22 protein-coding genes are annotated in these 18222 nt (G+C 63.8%); 10 read left to right on the plus strand and 12 right to left on the minus strand.

The features are described from left to right. Positions 1–58: 58 nt before the first annotated feature. Together BW975_RS11930 and BW975_RS11935 are read right to left on the minus strand one after the other, a co-directional pair. Positions 59–1201, minus strand: coding sequence for an alpha-D-ribose 1-methylphosphonate 5-triphosphate diphosphatase (locus BW975_RS11930; RefSeq protein ID WP_076534778.1), 1143 nt, complete (start codon positions 1199–1201; stop codon positions 59–61). After that, positions 1198–1929: an esterase/lipase family protein gene (locus BW975_RS11935; RefSeq protein WP_076534779.1), complete on the minus strand. Its 732-nt coding sequence runs from the start codon at positions 1927–1929 to the stop codon at positions 1198–1200. Before BW975_RS11935 ends, BW975_RS11930 begins: the two co-directional genes overlap by 4 nt. A gap of 76 nt (positions 1930–2005) precedes the next feature. Here BW975_RS11935 and BW975_RS11940 point away from each other — a divergent pair, with 76 nt between their 5' ends. After that, positions 2006–2443: an NUDIX domain-containing protein gene (locus BW975_RS11940; RefSeq protein WP_076534284.1), complete on the plus strand. Its 438-nt coding sequence runs from the start codon at positions 2006–2008 to the stop codon at positions 2441–2443. Between the two features lie 6 nt (positions 2444–2449). Beyond that, positions 2450–2953, plus strand: a complete 504-nt coding sequence (locus BW975_RS11945) for a GreA/GreB family elongation factor (RefSeq protein ID WP_076534286.1) — start codon at positions 2450–2452, stop codon at positions 2951–2953. On the opposite strand, the gene BW975_RS11950 is transcribed toward BW975_RS11945, so the two are convergent. From BW975_RS11950 to BW975_RS11970, 5 genes are all read right to left on the minus strand, one after another. Then, a complete protein-coding gene (locus BW975_RS11950; protein WP_076534288.1) occupies positions 2950–3801 on the minus strand; it encodes a DMT family transporter in 852 nt (283 codons plus the stop codon). The genes BW975_RS11945 and BW975_RS11950 overlap by 4 nt on opposite strands. Further along, on the minus strand, positions 3798–4262 hold the full coding sequence (locus tag BW975_RS11955) for a GNAT family N-acetyltransferase (RefSeq protein ID WP_076534290.1): 465 nt from the start codon (positions 4260–4262) through the stop codon (positions 3798–3800). Before BW975_RS11955 ends, BW975_RS11950 begins: the two co-directional genes overlap by 4 nt. Before the next feature lie 170 nt (positions 4263–4432). Continuing rightward, positions 4433–6076 (minus strand): chaperonin GroEL, encoded by a 1644-nt coding sequence (groL, locus tag BW975_RS11960; protein WP_076534292.1) that lies wholly within the window; start codon positions 6074–6076, stop codon positions 4433–4435. 77 nt (positions 6077–6153) lie between these two features. Next, positions 6154–6441 (minus strand): co-chaperone GroES, encoded by a 288-nt coding sequence (locus tag BW975_RS11965; RefSeq protein WP_076534294.1) that lies wholly within the window; start codon positions 6439–6441, stop codon positions 6154–6156. Positions 6442–6889: 448 nt separating this feature from the next. Next, positions 6890–7564 (minus strand): DUF2161 domain-containing phosphodiesterase, encoded by a 675-nt coding sequence (locus BW975_RS11970; protein WP_076534296.1) that lies wholly within the window; start codon positions 7562–7564, stop codon positions 6890–6892. A 111-nt stretch (positions 7565–7675) separates the two neighbouring features. Between BW975_RS11970 and BW975_RS11975 the strand changes: the two genes are divergently transcribed. The 7 genes from BW975_RS11975 to BW975_RS12005 all read left to right on the plus strand — a co-directional run bounded on the left by BW975_RS11975 (position 7676) and on the right by BW975_RS12005 (position 12910). Beyond that, on the plus strand, positions 7676–8596 hold the full coding sequence (locus tag BW975_RS11975) for a manganese-dependent inorganic pyrophosphatase (protein WP_076534299.1): 921 nt from the start codon (positions 7676–7678) through the stop codon (positions 8594–8596). Beyond that, the gene (locus tag BW975_RS11980) at positions 8596–8892 is read left to right on the plus strand and encodes a DUF1294 domain-containing protein (protein WP_076534301.1); all 297 of its coding nucleotides are present in this window, start codon (positions 8596–8598) and stop codon (positions 8890–8892) included. The genes BW975_RS11975 and BW975_RS11980 overlap by 1 nt, the downstream gene beginning before the upstream one ends. A 78-nt stretch (positions 8893–8970) precedes the next feature. Next, a complete protein-coding gene (locus BW975_RS11985; RefSeq protein ID WP_076534303.1) occupies positions 8971–9846 on the plus strand; it encodes a TIGR01459 family HAD-type hydrolase in 876 nt (291 codons plus the stop codon). A gap of 141 nt (positions 9847–9987) precedes the next feature. Next, positions 9988–10431 (plus strand): MaoC family dehydratase, encoded by a 444-nt coding sequence (locus BW975_RS11990; RefSeq protein WP_076534305.1) that lies wholly within the window; start codon positions 9988–9990, stop codon positions 10429–10431. Between the two features lie 60 nt (positions 10432–10491). Then, entirely contained in the window at positions 10492–11421 is a 930-nt protein-coding gene (locus BW975_RS11995) for a bifunctional riboflavin kinase/FAD synthetase (RefSeq protein ID WP_076534308.1), read from the plus strand. After that, entirely contained in the window at positions 11418–11870 is a 453-nt protein-coding gene (locus BW975_RS12000; RefSeq protein ID WP_076534311.1) for a YcgN family cysteine cluster protein, read from the plus strand. The genes BW975_RS11995 and BW975_RS12000 overlap by 4 nt, the downstream gene beginning before the upstream one ends. After that, positions 11870–12910, plus strand: a complete 1041-nt coding sequence (locus BW975_RS12005) for a threonine aldolase family protein (RefSeq protein ID WP_076534314.1) — start codon at positions 11870–11872, stop codon at positions 12908–12910. The genes BW975_RS12000 and BW975_RS12005 overlap by 1 nt, the downstream gene beginning before the upstream one ends. Positions 12911–12913: 3 nt before the next feature. Here the strand turns inward: BW975_RS12005 and BW975_RS12010 are convergent, their stop codons facing one another. Next, positions 12914–13726, minus strand: a complete 813-nt coding sequence (locus BW975_RS12010; protein ID WP_076534317.1) for an alpha/beta fold hydrolase — start codon at positions 13724–13726, stop codon at positions 12914–12916. 160 nt (positions 13727–13886) lie between these two features. Here BW975_RS12010 and BW975_RS12015 point away from each other — a divergent pair, with 160 nt between their 5' ends. Further along, positions 13887–14903 (plus strand): ribose-phosphate pyrophosphokinase, encoded by a 1017-nt coding sequence (locus BW975_RS12015; protein ID WP_076534319.1) that lies wholly within the window; start codon positions 13887–13889, stop codon positions 14901–14903. A gap of 23 nt (positions 14904–14926) precedes the next feature. Here the strand turns inward: BW975_RS12015 and BW975_RS12020 are convergent, their stop codons facing one another. The 4 genes from BW975_RS12020 to BW975_RS12035 all read right to left on the minus strand — a co-directional run bounded on the left by BW975_RS12020 (position 14927) and on the right by BW975_RS12035 (position 18204). Then, positions 14927–15277, minus strand: coding sequence for an H-type lectin domain-containing protein (locus BW975_RS12020; protein ID WP_076534321.1), 351 nt, complete (start codon positions 15275–15277; stop codon positions 14927–14929). Between the two features lie 121 nt (positions 15278–15398). Beyond that, complete coding sequence (locus tag BW975_RS12025) at positions 15399–15824, minus strand: F0F1 ATP synthase subunit epsilon (RefSeq protein ID WP_076534323.1); 426 nt, start codon at positions 15822–15824, stop codon at positions 15399–15401. A 56-nt stretch (positions 15825–15880) separates the two neighbouring features. Further along, positions 15881–17305, minus strand: a complete 1425-nt coding sequence (gene atpD, locus BW975_RS12030; RefSeq protein ID WP_076534325.1) for a F0F1 ATP synthase subunit beta — start codon at positions 17303–17305, stop codon at positions 15881–15883. Positions 17306–17328: 23 nt separating this feature from the next. After that, on the minus strand, positions 17329–18204 hold the full coding sequence (locus tag BW975_RS12035; RefSeq protein WP_076534327.1) for a F0F1 ATP synthase subunit gamma: 876 nt from the start codon (positions 18202–18204) through the stop codon (positions 17329–17331). Between the last annotated feature and the right edge of the window lie 18 nt (positions 18205–18222).

The raw sequence follows: 18222 nt of genomic DNA on the forward strand, positions 1-18222 counted from the left end.
GTAAAAGCGTGCAGAAGACACGGCCCGCAAGGTTTCGCTTATGCAGGCGGGGCGCGGCCTAACCGAAAAACCTCTCCGCGACGTCGCCCGCTGCATGGCTGATGCGCCCTCCCGCAAGGGTGGCTGCCACGCGGCGCGTTCGGCTGTCGATCACCACCAGATCCGCGCGCTGACCGGGCGCCAGATCGCCCCGGTCAGCAAGACCCAGAACCTGGGCCGGTCCCTTGGAGACCAGGTGCCAGGCGCCTGCCAGATCGTGGATGCCGGCATCCGCCAAAAGAAACGCGGCACGGCGCAACGAAGGGTAGTGATAATCCGAGGCAAGCGCGTCGATCAGCCCCATCGCTGCCATGTCGGGCGCGCTGGCATTGCCGTTATGCGATCCGCCGCGCACGACGTTGGGCGCCCCCATCACGATGGAGTCGCCTCCGGCGCGGGCCGCCTCGGCTGCCTCGATCGTTTCTGGAAATTCGGCAATCGTGGCGCCAAGCCGCTGCCATTCGGCCCGGCCTGCCTCAGTGCGATCATCATGGCTGCCCATGCGGACGCCCGCGCGGGCCAGATCGGCGGTGAGGTGTGCCAGCGCCGCGGGCACGCGGTGCATGCCGGCGTGAAGGGCCTGCATCGCCGCCAGATGCTTCTCGGGATTGCGCCCGATGCGCAGAGCCTGCCCCGTCAGGCGCGGCGGTCTTTTGCCGGCGGCCAGCGCCTCATGCGGGAGGTGATCGTTGAAGACGACATAGCCGATTTCATGCGCCGCGATGAAGGCGGCGACGGTGTCATAATCGTCGACCATCGACAGCTCGAAGCGCAGCTGCGCGCGCAGGTCCGTCACCACCTCGCCGCAGATACGGCCCAGCCCCTCCATCACGCGCTGCGCAAAGTCAGGCCCGCGCATCCCGCCCTCCCAGCTGTAGAACTGGGCAAGCACGGCGGTAGTCACACCATTGGCGGCCAATTCGGCCTCGGCGGCGATCAAACCTTCACCGATATCCTTCATCGCGCCGCGCCGGGGGGCCAGATGCCTCTCGAATCCGTCGCCATGGGCATCGACGATGCCGGGCAGGATCGTATAGCCGCTCAGGTCAACCGCGCGCCCGCCATCAGGCGCAATCACGCCGTCCGCTATTGATAGAGGGGCGGCGCTCAGCCCGCCGGGATGCAGCACCTCTGCATTGATGAACCGCAGTGATAGGGTCACGGCGTCGCCCACCAGAAGAGGTCGGTAAAGTCCATGTCGTGATCGAAAGCGCCGGTGCGCAGAAAATGCTCGACCTGCGCGATCACCATGGGGTTGTTCATCATGAATGTATGCGTCACCGGCAGCGAAATATGATCCGCCATCCCGTCAAGCCGGGTCGATGCGACCGAGACCTTGCCATCATCCTCGCCCTCCAGCAGCAGCGAGAAATAGGGGTTGAGCGAGCGTGTGCCCGCGATGATGCCCAGCTCGAAATCGGGTTTCGGCAGCGTATCGGTATAGGTGCCCGGCCCGGTATCGAGCTGCATCCCCGCCGGTCCGTTGAGCCATTCAAAGAGGTCGAGCCCGCCCAATTCGTCCACCACTTCGCTGCCGTGATTGGGCGGCGCCATCATCACGACGCGGCCCATGTTTTCAGGCCGGTGCGCGGGCAACCACGCGCGCAAGAGGATCCCGCCCATCGAGTGGGTCACGAAATGCACCTTGTCCTCGCCGCAGGCCGCGACGGCCGCTGGCAACGCCTCGTCCGCCAGTGTGGCAATGCGCGCCTCGGTCGAGGGGTAGTAAGGGCGCACCACGGTCATGTCTGCCGCCTCCAGCGCCTCCTCCATCACGAGAAAGGACGCATCGCTGCGCGCCAGGCCGTGGATCAGCACGGCGCAATCGGCGCGCGCCGAGAATGGCAACGCGGCAGCGGCCAGCGCGATTATGAGGCACGTTGTTTTCATCCCTGACGAGATATGCGCAAACTCGGCCAGCGAAAAGGCCCGATGCGGGCCGCCCCCGGTGAAAGGCCCGCCGCCCATGCCCATCCGCGTTGCCACCCGTGCCGTTCTGGTCCATGACGGCAAGCTGCTTTTGGTCAATGCCTACCCCGATGGGGCCAGCGACCTTTGGTGTGCGCCCGGCGGCGGCGCCGAGATGCATTCCAGTTTGTCCCAGAACCTCGTGCGCGAGGTAGAAGAGGAAACCGGCCTCGTTATCGAGGTCGGTGCCCCCTGCCTCGTCAACGAATTTCATGCCGCCCGCCAAGGGTTTCACCAGGTCGAGATCTTCTTTCGCTGCACGTTGGTCAAAGGAAAACTCGACGATGCCTGGCGGGATCCCGAGGGGGTCGTAACGCGGCGCCGCTGGTTCCGGCCCGCCGAATTGCAGGGCATCCGGTTGAAACCCGACAGCCTCGCCAACATCGCCTTTTCCGGCGGGATCGCCTATGATGCACTCGAACAGATCATAGGTTAGACCTCCATGAACAAGGCATTCACCAAGGAAGACGATGGCAGCACCGCGCCCCAGCGGCTGGACGATCTGCCGATCTCGCCCCACCCCAATTACGTGACGCCGCGCGGCCTCGCCCAACTTGAGGGGCGCGCCGAGGCTCTGGAAACCGAAATCACGCGTCTGCGCGGCGCGGCCGAGGATCCCGAGACGCTCTACCCCCTCGCCGTGGCCGAGCGGGACCTGCGCTATGTCGAGGCGCGGCTGGCCTCTGCGCATCTGGTCACCCCACCCGAGGGTGCCTATCCGCGCGTCCAATTCGGCGCCACGGTGGATGTTTTGAATGAGGACGGCGCGCCCGCCAGCTACACGATCGTTGGCGAGGACGAGGCCGATCCCGGCGCGGGCCTGATCGGCGCGCCCTCACCCCTTGCGCGGGCGCTGCTTGAGGCGGAGGTGGGCGACATCGTTGAATGGCCCCGGCCCAGCGGCATGGTCGAGCTCGAAATCACGGCCATCCGAAAGGCGTCCTAGCGCCGTATCAACGACAATGCGACGCCGCCAAGCACGATGGACGCGGCAATCGCGAAGGCGGGGGTCAGCGCCTCCCCCAGCAAGAGCGCGCCACCGGCCGTGGCAAGGATCGGCACGCTCAGCTGCGCCGCGCCCGCGCTGCTCGCGGCCAGCTGTGGCAGAATACGGTACCACAGCGCATAGCCCAGTCCCGAAGTGACCGCGCCCGACACGATCGCCAGCACGGCCCCGTGTGCATCAACCCGCAGGTAAGAGCCCGGCCAGAGTGACCATGCAGCTCCAAGCAACACCGCAGCGCCCGCAGCCCAGACGAAGTTGGCCGCCGTTCCCGCCAAAGGATCCCCCGTGCCGCGGCCATTGAGCGAGTAAACGCCCCACGCCGCCCCCGCCGCTGCCATCATCGCTCCGGCGCCGACCGGCACCACCGTGCCGACACCCGGCCAAAGCAGCCAGGCAAGCCCGCCAAAGGCGATGGCGGCGCCAATCCAGCGTAGCGCCGGCACCGGCTCGCGCGACAAAACGGCGCCGCCGAACATGGTGATCTGCACGCAGCCGAAGAGTATCAGCGCACCCAGCCCGGCATCGAGCTGCAGGTATGCCAGCGAAAAGCAACCCACATAAATCAGCAGTGCAAACACGCCCACGGCGCGGACGCTGCCGCCGGGCACGGCGCGCAAGCTTCCGCCCCGCCACCAGATCAGTGGCGCGAGAACCGCCGCCCCCGCCATCAGCCGCAGAATACCGAAGGCGACCGGATCGCTATGACCGCCGATGAGGGCCGCGCGGTTCAGCACTGAATTGGCGGCAAAGGCCAGCATGGCGATTGCCACTGCAAGAAGCAGCTTCACGCGCGGTGCACCAATGCCGCCGGATACACCAGCCCAGGCATATCATCTGGCGGCGTCGGCCCGGCCAAGGCCAGACGGCCGCCCGCAGGCGCAAAGCCGGCGCGCTCGAAAAAGGGAGGCGGCCCCTCTGCAATCACGGTCTGTCCGCTCAGCCGCGCCCATTCCGACAGGACCCCCATCAGCCGACGGCCATGGCCCGCCCCTTGCCAATCGGGCGCAATCGCAACCGCCGCAAGACAGAGCCACCCCTTGGGCGCGCACATCGTGGCGAGGGCGTAATATCCCACAATCTCGTCGCGATAGGGCAAAACCACCTCACCCGCGATGTCGCCAGCCCGGCGCAAGGCCGCGATCCGCGCCAGCTGCGCCGCATCGCCGAAGGCCGCCAGCAACAACGCATCAACCGCAGGCTCCTCGCCGCGCCGTAAGTCCCGGCTGAACTCAGGAAATCTCAAGATCATTCCGCGTCCTCGCATACCCCTCAAGCAAAGCCCAGAGCTTTCATTGTTCCAAAAAATACTCCCGCCCGAGGCGAACGCCGCCAATCCCGCAGCGGTCCACAAAAAAGGGGCCGCCCGTAGGCGACCCCTCTCAACTTTCGGCGATTGCCGATTTTCGCGTTGCGAAAATCTTACATCATGCCGCCCATGCCGCCCATGTCGGGCATGCCGCCACCGGCACCGCCGCCGTCCTTCTGGGGACGATCGGCAACCATGGCTTCGGTCGTGATCAGCAGGCCTGCGATCGAGCTGGCGTCCTGCAGCGCGTGACGCACAACCTTGGCCGGGTCGATGACGCCAAACTTGAACATGTCGCCATATTCTTCGGTCTGTGCGTTGAAGCCGAACTTGGCATCGCTGGATTCGCGAACCTTGCCCGCAACGACCGAGCCGTCGACGCCTGCGTTCTCGGCGATCTGGCGCAGCGGTGCCTCGAGGGCCTTGCGCACGATCGAGATACCGACAGTCTGGTCGTTGTTCTCGCCGGTCATGCCGTCGAGGATCTTGCCAGCCTGTACGAGAGCGACACCGCCGCCAACGACGATACCTTCCTGAACCGCAGCGCGCGTCGCATTCAGCGCGTCATCGACGCGGTCCTTGCGCTCTTTCACTTCGGTTTCGGTCATGCCACCGACGCGGATGACGGCAACACCGCCGGCCAGCTTGGCCACACGCTCTTGCAGCTTCTCTTTGTCGTAGTCGCTGGTGGTCTCTTCGATCTGGTTGCGGATCTGAGCAACGCGTGCCTCGATCTCGGCCTTCTGGCCTGCACCGTCGACGATGGTCGTCTCGTCCTTGGTGATGGTGACCTTCTTGGCGGTGCCCAGCATGTCCATGGTGACGGACTCAAGCTTCATGCCCAGATCTTCGCTGATGACCTGACCACCGGTCAGGATCGCGATGTCCTGCAGCATGGCCTTGCGGCGATCACCGAAGCCGGGTGCCTTGACCGCTGCGATCTTGAGACCGCCGCGCAGCTTGTTGACGACGAGGGTCGCCAGCGCTTCGCCTTCGACATCTTCTGCGATGATCAGCAGGGGCTTCTGGCTCTGGATGACCTGCTCGAGCAGCGGAACCATCGGCTGAAGCGACGACAGTTTCTTCTCGTGCAGCAGGATCATGCAGTCTTCGAGATCCGCGACCATCTTGTCGGAGTTGGTCACGAAATAGGGGCTGAGGTAGCCACGGTCGAACTGCATGCCTTCGACGACATCGGTCTCGGTCTCGAGGCCCTTGTTCTCTTCGACGGTGATGACACCCTCGTTGCCGACCTTCTGCATCGCGTCCGCGATCTGCTGGCCGATTTCCTTTTCGCCGTTGGCGGAAATGGTGCCGACCTGCGCGACTTCGGCGCTGTCGGAGACGTCACGGGCTGCCTTGCGGATCTGCTCGACGACCTTGGCAGTCGCCATGTCGATGCCGCGCTTGAGGTCCATCGGGTTCATGCCCGCTGCGACCGACTTCATGCCTTCCTTGACGATGGCCTGGGCCAGAACCGTCGCGGTGGTGGTGCCGTCGCCGGCCTCGTCATTGGTGCGGCTGGCCACTTCTTTGACCATCTGCGCGCCCATGTTCTCGAACTTGTCTTCCAGCTCGATCTCTTTGGCGACGGAGACACCGTCCTTGGTGATGCGCGGTGCGCCGAACGACTTGTCGAGGACCACGTTGCGGCCTTTGGGGCCCAGCGTGACCTTGACCGCGTCGGCCAGGATGTTCACGCCTTTGAGCATTTTATTGCGGGCGTCTGTGCTGAATTTGACGTCTTTAGCTGACATGTGTCAATTTCCTTTATGTGAGTGAAAAGGGATCAATGTGCGCCTTGCCACATTGGCCGGCGCGGCATTGCGCGATATCAGGCCATCTTGCCCAGAATATCGCTCTCCTTCATGATCAGCAGCTCTTCGCCGTCGATCGTGATCTCGGTGCCGGACCACTTGCCGAAGAGGATGCGGTCGCCGGCCTTGACGGCCATCTCGATCAGCTCGCCATTGTCCTTGCGCGCGCCATCGCCAACCGAAACGATTTCGCCTTCGCTGGGCTTTTCCTTGGCGCTGTCGGGAATGATCAGGCCGCCCTTGGTTTTCTCTTCGCCTTCAACGCGGCGAACGAGGACGCGGTCATGCAGCGGTTTAAATGCCATCTCTGAGGCTCCTTAGCTCAAAGTTACGTTTTCACGGCTCGGGTTCGAGCCGTTAGCACTCACTCTAGGAGAGTGCTAACGGAGAGGTAGGTAGGCAGGAGCGCGGCGTCTGTCAACGTCCGAGTGAGACAAAAAATCACGCGAGCGTGAATACGGCGGGAGAGCGCCGACCAATCCGCGCCAGATGTGCGGGCAAAGTGGCGAAAGGCGTTAACCTTTCATTAACTTTTCGTCCTGCGGGAGCTGAATTGTCGGCAAATCCGGCGCCACCGAACAGCCTGCGAGCCGAAGGTAACGCTCTGAACGAGCTGGGGCTTGCCGCGATTTTCTGCACGCTCCTCGCCGGGGGCGAACCCGAGGCCACGCATGGCTATTCGGCGAGCGTCGCCTACCGCGAGATGGGCACCGATTTCCTGACCTGCTGGCAGATGACCAGCTATCTGCGTCATTATCCGGCGGTCGGCGCGTCCGGCTCGTTACCTTGCGCGGCGAGCGCGCCCGCCTCGGTTACACCATAGACGCCCCGCGCGACCCTCACGAACCAACCGTGGTGATCGGCCGCCATGATGGTCGTCGCGCGGCCCACGCCCGTAGCGCGCGCCACCTCGGCGCCCTTGCACGGCCCCGACCCTGCCAGATGCGCGGCGCAGGCCAGCGCGTCCTGCCGGTAAGAGGTCATCACCTGCCCGTTCGTGCCCCCTCGGGTCGGATCGCCCGCGCGCGCCGCAAACTCGCGCACCAGCCGCCCGCGCTTCTTGGGGGATTTGCGCGGCTGAAACGGCCCCGGATCGCAATGCGTCTGCACGGCGCCCTCCCCGTCCACCGACAGAACGCCGACCCCGAGGCGCTTGCAAAGGGCGATATTGCCCTTGAACGCCTTCCAACCTGCCTTGCCGCGCCAGCGCGGCACCGCGACATAGACCGCATCACACAAAGATTGCCGCGCCACCGCCTGCTGCAACAGGACCAATGAAAAGCCGAGCTTCAGCTCGACGATCAGCATCTCGGCGCCCTTTTGCGCCACCACATCCGCCGCGCCCACCTCACCCTTGACGTCGTAGCCCTGCGCGCTCAGCCATGCCTTGACGGGCGGGTACAGATCGGTTTCGGCGGCTTTGCTCATGAGTGCCAGATTGGCCGCGCCCGCCCCCCGTGACAAGACCGGATGCGCCGCCTATAAGGCCCCGAACTCGCACATCTCAAAACCGCAAATCACAGCCAAGGACCGCAGCCCATGACAACCCTCGTTTTCGGCCACACCGCCCCCGACACCGACAGCACCGGATCGCCCATCATCTGGGCCTGGTATCTGAACGAGATAAAGGGCGAAGCGGCGAAGCCGGTCCTGCTGGGCGAGCCGAATACCGAGGCCGCGTTCGTACTCAAACGCTGGAATCTCGACAAACCCGAGATCATCAGCGACGTCGCGGATGATCAGCCCGTCGTCATCGTGGACACTAACAATCCCGCCGAGTTGCCGGCCAACGTGAACGGCGCCGATATCCGGGGCATCATCGACCACCACCGCCTTGTTGCGGGCCTGCAAACGCGCGGCCCCATCGACATCCGGATCGAACCGCTGGCCTGCACGGCGACCATCATGTGGAAGATGATCGGCAAGGACATGGCCCAGATGCCCGAGGGCGTCAAAGGCGCGATGTTGTCCTGCATCCTCAGCGATACGCTGGAATTCCGCAGCCCGACGACGACGCAGGAAGACAAGGCGATTGCCTATGATCTGGCGGAGCAGCTGGGCGTCGATATCGGAGATTACGCCGCCGAAATGTTTGCCGCCAAATCCGATGTCTCGGCCTTTTCGGATGCCGAGCTTCTGCGCATGGACAGCAAGGAATTCGAGCTGCCGGGCACAAAATTCCGCGTCTCTGTGCTTGAGACCACCGCACCCAAGATGGTGCTGGACCGCAAGGACAGCCTCATGAAATCGATGGAGACCGTGGCCGCCGAGGATGGCGTCGATCAGGTGCTGCTCTTCGTCGTCGACATCCTGAATGAAGAGGCGACGCTGCTAGTGCCCAACGATCTGGTCAAGGGTTTGGCGGAAAAATCGTTCGACGCAACGGTCGAGGGCGACACCGTTGTCCTGCCCGGCGTGATGAGCCGCAAGAAGCAAATCATCCCCAACCTCAAGCTGTAATGCTGAGCATCGGCCCTCCAGCCGCGCTGGGGGGCTATCTTCTGGCTGTCAACGTGCTGACCTACCTTGCCTTTCGCAGCGACAAGCGCCGCTCGGAGGTCCGCGCGTGGCGCACGCCTGAGAAAACCCTGCTGACGCTGGCCTTGGTCGGCGGCTGGCCCGCGGCCAAGCTGGCGCAGCGCCGCCTGCGTCACAAGACGCGCAAAGAGCCCTTTGCCGGCACCCTGAACATCATCGGCCTCGCATGGGCCACGGCCCTCGGGCTGTTGCTGGCCGCCGGGGCCTTTCCGGTCTGAAAGTTGCCCCGCCGTATCGGCGCTGGCCTTGGCACGGCGCCCCTGCCATATCTAATGCAAACAGCAGGAGACGCCCCCGTGACCCAGATCATCCAATCGCTTTCCGAGATTTCCAGCCGCTACGACGCGCTTTTCGTCGATCTGTGGGGATGCCTTCACAACGGGGTTACCGCCTATCCAGACGCGGTCGAGGCGATGATGCGCTATCGCGCCGACGGCGGGACGGTGATCCTGGTCACCAATTCGCCCAAACCACGCAAGGGCGTCGCCGCCCAACTGGGCGATTTCGGCGTGCCCGAGCATGCCTATGACGCCATCGCCACATCGGGCGATTCGGCGCGGGCGGCGATGTATCGCGGTGCGGTGGGCGACAAGGTCTATTTCATGGGTGATTGGGAGCGGGACGCCGGTTTCTTCGAGCCGATGGAGGTCATCACCGACCCGGTGGACATCAAACGCGTGCCGCTGGACGAGGCGACAGGGATCGTCTGCTGTGGTCCCTTTGACCCGATGGCGGATCCCGAAGTGAACCGTCCCGATTTCCTCTATGCCAAGCAATTGGGCATGAAGCTGCTCTGCGCAAACCCCGATATCGTGGTCGATCGCGGCGACACGCGCGAATGGTGCGCGGGCGCGCTTGCGCGGCTCTATACGGAAATGGGCGGTGAAAGCCTTTATTTCGGCAAGCCGCATCCGCCCATCTACGATCTGGCGCGGCGCCGTTTGGCCGCGCTGAACAAGGATGTCCCCGACGGCAATATCCTGGCCATCGGGGACGGCATCGGCACCGATATCGCGGGCGCCATGGGCGAAGGCATCGATTCGCTTTTCATCACCGGCGGTCTGGCCGCCGCCGAGACGACCGGCGCGGATGGCATCGACCAAGCGAAACTGGAGGCGTATCTGGCGCGCGAACAGACCAGTCCGACGTACACGATCGGCCATCTGCGCTGACGCCCGCGCGTCCAAGAAACAGAGTTTTCCCGATTAGAGGTTGATTTTCTGCGCTCGCAAAGTAATAAAGTTGCCACATCAAGCGCCTTGGCGTCTTAATATTACTCAGGCGGTCCAGGCGACCACTCCCCGGAGGACATCATGTTGGACAACATGCCGCGCGGCACGATCTGTATCGAAGACATCGAGATGGGCATGACGCGCCATCTGCGAAAGGTGATTACCGACCGCGATATCGAGATGTTCGCCGAGATTTCGACCGACCGCAATCCCGTGCATCTGGACGAGGAATACGCGCAGGACACCATCTTTGCGGGCCGCATCGCGCATGGCATGCTGACCGCCGGCCTGATCTCGGCTGTCATCGGCGAGCAGCTTCCCGGCCATGGCACGGTCTATATGGGCCAGTCGCTGAAATTCCTTGCGCCCGTGCGCCCCGGTGACATGGTGACCGCCGAGGTCGAGGTGATCGCAATCGACCACGCCAAACGCCGCGTCGGCCTCGATTGCCGCTGCATGGTGGACGGCAAAAAGGTGTTGATCGGCGAGGCCACCGTTCTGGCCCCATCGCGCAAGTTCGACTAGGGCACAGGCAGCGGCGCATCCCCGCTTGCGCCCCGCCATGGAGCGCGCTACGCCTCGCTCATGCGTATTTACCGTGATTACAGGGCCGTCCCGGCCACGGCCAAGGGCGCCAGCGCCCCCATCGGCAATTTCGACGGCGTGCATCTGGGCCACCAGGCGGTGATCGACCTCGCGCGCGGCGCGGCGGATGCGCCGCTGGGCATTCTGACCTTCGCGCCCCATCCGCGCGAATACTTCGCCCCGGATGCCCCGCCTTTTCGCCTGATGAGCCCGGCCGCCCGCGCCAACCGGCTGGCCAAACTTGGCGTCGATCTGCTGTTCGAGCTTCCGTTCGATGCAGATATGGCCGCCCACAGCCCGCGCGAGTTCGCGCAAGAGGTCATCGCCGATGGCCTCGGCCTGAGCCATGTCGTAGTGGGCCGCGATTTCTGCTTTGGCCAGGGGCGCAAGGGCACCGCAGACATGCTGCAGGGCTTCGGCGCCGAGATGGGCTTCGACGTGACCATCTCGGACCTCGTATCAGGCGGCGCGGGCGAGATCAGCTCGACCGCGATCCGCGCCGCACTCAGCCGCGGCGCCCCGCGCGAGGCGGCCGCGATGCTGGGCCATTGGCACCGCATCGAGGGCCAGATCATCAAGGGATTTCAGCGCGGCCGCGAGCTGGGCTATCCGACCGCAAACATCAATATCGACGGGCTGCATCCGCCCCGCTTCGGCGTCTATGCGGTGTTGGCCGAAGTTCTGAACGGCCCCCATGCCGGCCAGTACACCGGCGCCGCCTCGTTGGGCGTGCGGCCGATGTTTGACGGCGAGCAGGCCAATCTCGAAACCTTCCTCTTCGATTTCTCGGGCGATCTTTATGGCGCCGACATCTCGGTCGCGCTGGTCGAATATCTGCGCCCCGAAGAGACCTTTCCCAGCCTTGAGGCGTTCATCGCCCAGATGGATGCCGATTGCGACCGCGCGCGCGGCGTTCTGGCGGCGCTATGAGCACCCTGCGCCCCCGCTACTGGGAGGATACCCCCCTCACCCGCATGACGCGCGATGAATGGGAGGCGCTCTGCGATGGCTGCGGCAAATGCTGCATGAACAAGCTGGAGGACGAGGATACCGGCGAGGTCGTGCTGACCCGCGTCGCCTGCCGCCTGTTTGACGACACCACCTGCCAGTGTTCGCAATATCCCATCCGCCACCAATTCGTGCCCGAATGCATCGTGCTGAAGCCCACAAACATGGACGCGAACCTCTATTGGATGCCGGAAACCTGCGCCTACAAGCTCTTGTGGCAGGGCAAGCCACTCTTCGATTGGCACCCGCTGATTTCGGGCGATCCGCAAACCGTGCATGACGCGGGCGTGTCGATGCAAAGCCGCACAGTGCCTGAATTCGAGATCCATGAAGACGACTGGGAAGACCATATTATCGAGGAGCCGACCTGATGTTTTTTGCCTCCGACAATACCGGACCGATGCACCCTGCCGTGGCGCAGGCGATGGTGGCCGCCGATGCGGGCTATCACCCCAGCTACGGCGCAGATCCCATCATGGACGGCGTGCGCGCGCAGATCCGCGAGATTTTCGAGGTGCCCGAGGCGGCGGTCTATCTGGTGGCCACCGGCACTGCGGCCAACGCACTGGCGCTGGCCACGATGACCAAGCCTTGGGACGCCGTCTTTTGCACGCCGTTGGCGCATATCAATGTCGATGAATGCCACGCGCCCGAATTCTACACCGGCGGCGCCAAGCTGAGCCTTGTGGGCGATGGTGACAAGATGACGCCCGATCAGCTGCGCGCGCGCATCGAGGGCTGGACCAAGGGCGATGTGCATACCTCGCAGCGCGGCCCCTTGCAGCTGACCCAGGTGACCGAAATGGGGCGGCTTTACCAGTTGGAGGAGTTGCGCGCGCTGACCGGCGTCGCGCGCGAGTACGGCCTGCCGACATTCATGGATGGTGCACGTTTCACCAACGCGCTGGTCGCGCTGGACTGCACCCCCGCCGAGATGACGTGGAAGGCGGGTATCGACGCGCTCAGCTTTGGTGGTACGAAAAACGGCTGCGCGGGCGTCGAGGCGGTGATCTTCTTCGATCCGGCGCATGCCTGGGAATTCGAGCTGCGGCGCAAGCGCGGCGCGCATCTCTTTTCCAAGCACCGCTATCTTTCAGCCCAGATGCAAGGCTACCTCACGGACGGCGCCTGGCTGGAGGCCGCGCGCGCGGCCAATGCCAATGCGGCAAGGCTGGCAGCGGGTTTGCGCGATATGCCGGGTCTTGAGTTCGTCGAGGAGCCGGAGGCGAACATGATCTTCGCCACGCTTCCTCGGCGCGAGCATCAGCGGCTTCAGGCGGGCGGCGCGGTCTATGGCCTTTGGGGTGATCTGGAGGGCGATCCCGATGAGCGTATCATGATGCGTCTCGTCACCGACTGGTCGATGACGCACGAGCTGATTGACGATTTTCTGGCGCTGGCGCTGGGCTGACAGTCACGTCTCGCGCCAAAAGCGCAGCACCTCCGCGCCGACCTGAGCGGAATGTGTGGCCACCGACATGTGCCCCGCCCCGCCGATAACGCCGCGCCGTGCATTCGGCAATCGCGCGGCCAGTGCGCCGTTGATCGCCGGAATGATGCCTGGTGCCTCGCTTCCTTCCAGTAGCAATACGGGCGTCTGCAACGCCTCGAGCGCGCCGGGTGCCAGCAATCCGCCCGCATCATCGTAAAGTGCCGGCCGCGTTGATGCGATCACCGGCATCTGCGCCCTGATGCGCGCCTGTGCCTCGGGCGCGAAGCTGTCCCATGGGCGCCCGCCGCCCCAGGCGCTGATGAAACCGCGTGCGGCGGCATCCAGATCGCCCGTCTGCATAGCCGCCTCGAACGCGGCCATCTCCTCCACCTGTTCCGCGCCCGTCGCGGCGCCGTCGCGCAAGGCTGCGGCGAAAAAGACCGGCTCGATCATTACGAGGCTGCGCACCAGATCGGGCCGCGTCATCGCAAGCCGCAAGGCAATCACCCCGCCAAAACTGTGCCCGATCACATCCATCGGTGCGTCCCGCTCGGCGAAATCTGCGGCAATATCCGTGCAAATCGCGCTCAGCTCGCCGCGCCCGTCCCAATCGGCGCTGCGTCCGTGCCCCGGCTGATCGAACGCAATCATCGTCGCGGCGCCTGAGAGTTCGCGCGCCATGCCGCCCCAGATAGCCGTTTCCGCAAGGCTGCAATGGATCATCAGCGCCGCGCGCGGGCCTTGCCCGAACGTCGTCCAATAGGTGGGAAAGCCGCCGAACGCGCCGCGGGGCATCTCAGGCCGCCTCTGCGAGCCGATCCGCGCAAAAAGATACGAACACGGCCATGTTTTCGGTCCCCTCGCGGCTGCGGCAGCTTTGCCAGACCCTACGCCCATGCTAAGCGGTGTCAACGTCCGCGAATCCGCCACAGTAGCCACGCAAGGAACGCATTCCATGTCATCCACGTCAGAGCCGAAACTGATCTCGGGCAACGCCAACATGCCGCTGGCCACCGCCATCGCGCGGCGCATGTCGATGCACAGGGGCGTCAATGTCGGCCTCGTCGATGCGCGGGTCGAGCGGTTCAACGATGGCGAGATCTTTGTCGAGGTGTTCGAAAACGTGCGCGGCGAGGATATGTTCGTCATCCAGCCCACCTCGAACCCGGCCAATGACAACCTGATGGAGCTTCTGATCATGGCCGACGCGCTGCGCCGCTCCTCGGCCGCGCGCATCACCGCCGTCATTCCATATTTCGGTTACGCCCGCCAGGATCGCCGCTCGAAGGCGCGAACGCCCATTTCGGCCAAGCTGGTGGCGAACATGCTGGTCGAGGCGGGGATCGAGCGGGTTTTGACGATGGACCTGCATGCCGCGCAGATCCAGGGGTTCTTCGATATTCCGGTCGACAACCTCTACGCGTCGCCCGTCTTCGCGCTGGACATCATGAAGCAATTCAAAGGCAGTATGGATGACGTCATGATCGTCTCGCCCGATGTGGGCGGCGTCGCCCGCGCGCGCGAATTGGCCAAGCGGATCACAGCCCCGCTCAGCATCGTCGACAAACGCCGCGAGAAGGCGGGCGAAGTTGCCGAAATGACCATCATCGGCGACGTTACAGGCAAGAAGTGCATCATCGTGGACGACATGTGCGACACGGCTGGCACGCTTTGCAAAGCCGCCGAAGTCCTGATGGAGAACGGCGCGTCCGAGGTCCACGCCTACACCACGCACGGCGTGATGTCCGGCCCCGCGGTCGAGCGGGTCACCAATTCGGTGCTGAAATCCATGGTCATCACCGACACGATCGCCCCCACCGAGGCAGTGCGCGCGACGCCTAACATCCGCATCATCCCGACCGCGCCGGTCTTTGCGCAGGCAATCCTGAATATCTGGAACGGCACGTCTGTATCGTCTCTTTTCGAGACGCCAACGCTTGAGCCAGTCTACGAGGGCCAGTTCGGGAACTGAATGGCGCCGCAGGCCCCCGCAAGTCAGTAAAGATCCCAATCCTCTTCCGAGGATACCTCGCCGATCGCCATCCAGCGCACGCGGGCGCGAGCAATATGTGTGTCGGCCCAAGTACGGAACACCACCTCAAAGCCATCCTGAGTGATCTTCTCGGCGCTGATTTCGACGCGGGCATTGGTACCGCTGTCGATATCCCACATCGACAGGGCACAATGCACAGCCGGTAGCGTGCGGAACCTTTCGGTGAAGCGGATGGAATGACGGCGCGTGCGCTCGCCCTCGCCCGTCCACATGGCGCCGCCCTTCTCGAAATCCGAGAAAAGAACCGTCTCGCCCTGGTCGATGCCCATGAGTTTGGTGTCGATGCGTTTCATACCGGATTCACTGATTACCTGCGGCCAAGCCTAAACACTCAATTCGGCAAAACTATGATCCACGATAAAAAAAGGGCCCGCAAGATGCAGGCCCCTGATTTGTCTGCCGATCCGGTCGGTATCAGTAGCCGCTAAGGCCCATATGCTCGCCCATGGCGACCATGTCCGACAGGAGCTTGGCCGCATCATCGACGGGGCCGGGCTCGTTCTTGAACGTCTCGCGGGCCTTTTCCAGACGCACCTTGGCCTCTTCCAGCAGGTCGTTGAACTGCTCTTGGGTCAGGTCTGTGCGGTGGATCGCGCGCTCGGCCAGAAGCGAGATGCTATCCGCGTTGATCTCGGCAAAGCCGCCGGTGACGGCATACTCGTCCTCGCCTTCGGCAGAGACGACGCGCACGATACCCGGACGCAACGTCAGGATGACGGGCGAATGGCCGGGCATGGCCGTCATATCACCCTCGGTGCCGGGCATCTTGACCTCGGTCACCTGCACGGATGCCAGAAGGCGCTCGGGCGATACCAGATCGAATTGCACTGTGTCAGCCATGAATGGCCTCCTTGATTGGCAAAGTGCCGGACCGCCTCAGCGGTCCGGCAGATGCATTAAGCGGCGTCAGAAGCCATACGCTCGGCTTTGGCCTTCACGTCCTCGATGCCGCCCACCATGTAGAAGGCGCCTTCGGGCAGGTGATCGTACTCACCCGCGACAACGGCCTTGAAGGACGAGATCGTCTCTTCCAGCGGAACCTGAACGCCGTCCGAGCCGGTAAAGACCTTGGCGACGTCGAAGGGCTGGCTGAGGAAACGCTGGATCTTGCGCGCGCGCGCAACGGTCAGCTTGTCCTCTTCCGACAGTTCGTCCATGCCGAGGATCGCGATGATGTCCTGCAGCGACTTGTAGCGCTGAAGGATACCCTGCACGTCGCGGGCCACCTGGTAATGCTCCTCGCCGACGACCGACGGGTCCATCAGACGCGATGTCGAGTCGAGCGGGTCCACGGCGGGGTAGATGCCCAGCTCGGAAATCGCACGGCTCAGAACGGTCGTCGCATCGAGGTGCGCGAACGATGTCGCAGGCGCGGGGTCGGTCAGGTCGTCCGCAGGGACGTAAACGGCCTGCACGGACGTGATCGAACCCTTGTTGGTCGAGGTGATCCGCTCCTGCATCTGGCCCATGTCGGTCGCCAGCGTCGGCTGATAGCCCACAGCCGAAGGAATACGGCCCAGAAGCGCCGACACTTCGGAACCCGCCTGCGTAAAGCGGAAGATGTTGTCGACGAAGAACAGTACGTCCGTGCCCGACTGGTCGCGGAACTGCTCGGCCAGGGTCAGGCCGGTCAGGGCCACACGCATACGTGCACCCGGCGGCTCGTTCATCTGGCCATAGACCAGCGCCACCTTGGACTCAGAGAGGTTATCGGGGACGATAACGCCCGACTCGATCATCTCGTGGTAAAGGTCGTTGCCCTCACGCGTCCGCTCGCCCACACCGGCGAAGACCGAGAAGCCCGAGTGCACCTTGGCGATGTTGTTGATCAGCTCCATGATGAGAACCGTCTTGCCCACACCGGCACCGCCGAAGAGACCGATCTTGCCGCCTTTCGCATAGGGTGCCAGCAGGTCGACGACCTTGATGCCGGTCACGAGAACGGTCGACTCGGTCGACTGGTCGGCGAAGGGAGGCGCGTCGTTGTGGATCGAGCGGGTCTCTTCGCGGGACACGTCGCCGCCTTCGTCCACGGGCTCGCCCACGACGTTCATGATGCGGCCCAGCGTGGCGTTGCCCACGGGGATCGTGATCGGGCCATCCGTGTCGGTCACTTCCTGGCCGCGAACCAAGCCCTCGGTCGCGTCCATCGCGATGGTGCGCACGGTGTTCTCGCCAAGGTGCTGAGCCACTTCCAGCACCAGCTTCTTGCCGTTGTTGTCGGTGGTCAGAGCGTTCAGAATCTCGGGCAGGTGGTCGCCAAACTGAACGTCGACCACGGCGCCGATCACCTGAGTGATTTTGCCTTTTGCGTTTGCCATGTTTGCTGTCTCCGGTTCGTGTTCTAGAGCGCTTCCGCGCCCGAAATGATTTCAATCAGCTCGTTCGTGATCACGGCCTGACGCGAGCGGTTATACTCGATGGTCAGTTTGTCGATCATCTCGCCGGCATTGCGGGTGGCGTTGTCCATCGCGGACATCCGCGCGCCCTGCTCGGACGCCCCGTTTTCCAGCAGAGCCGCAAAGATCGCCGTCGCCACGCCGCGCGGCAGCAGATCGGCCAGAATGGTGGTCTCGTCCGGCTCGTAATCGTAGAGCGCGGTGGCGTCATCCTCGTCCGGCGCATCGAAGTCTGCCGGAATGATCTGCTGTGCGGTCGGGATCTGCGTCACCACATTCTCGAATTCCGAGAAATAGATCTTGGCAACGTCGAATTCCCCGGCATCGAAACGCTCGAGCACCTCGGTCGCGACGCTTTGCGCGTCGGCATAACCGATGCGCTTGACGTCGCTGAAGTCGATGTGATGCACGAAATACTTACCGTAATCGCGGCGCATCGCGTCACGACCTTTCTTGCCGACCGTCATGATCTTGACCGTCTTGCCCGCGGCGATCAGCTTGGTCGCTTCCTGCTTGGCCAATTTGGCGATGTTGGCGTTGAAGCCACCGCAAAGGCCGCGCTCGGCGGTCATGACCACGAGCAGATAGGTCTCGTCCTTGCCCGTGCCCGTCAGCAGACGGGGCGCGTCGTCGGAATCGCCCACCGATGCGGCGAGGCGGCCCATAACGGCGTTGAAACGCTCGGTATAGGGGCGCGCCTGCTCGGCTGCATCCTGCGCGCGGCGCAGTTTCGCCGCGGCGACCATCTGCATGGCCTTGGTGATCTTGCGGGTCGATTTGACCGACGAGATCCTGTTTTTCAGGTCCTTGAGATTAGGCACGCCTTATCTCTCCCTTAT

Origin of the sequence: Roseovarius nanhaiticus, from assembly GCF_900156535.1 — a bacterium.
Classification (GTDB): Bacteria; Pseudomonadota; Alphaproteobacteria; order Rhodobacterales; family Rhodobacteraceae; genus Roseovarius; species Roseovarius nanhaiticus.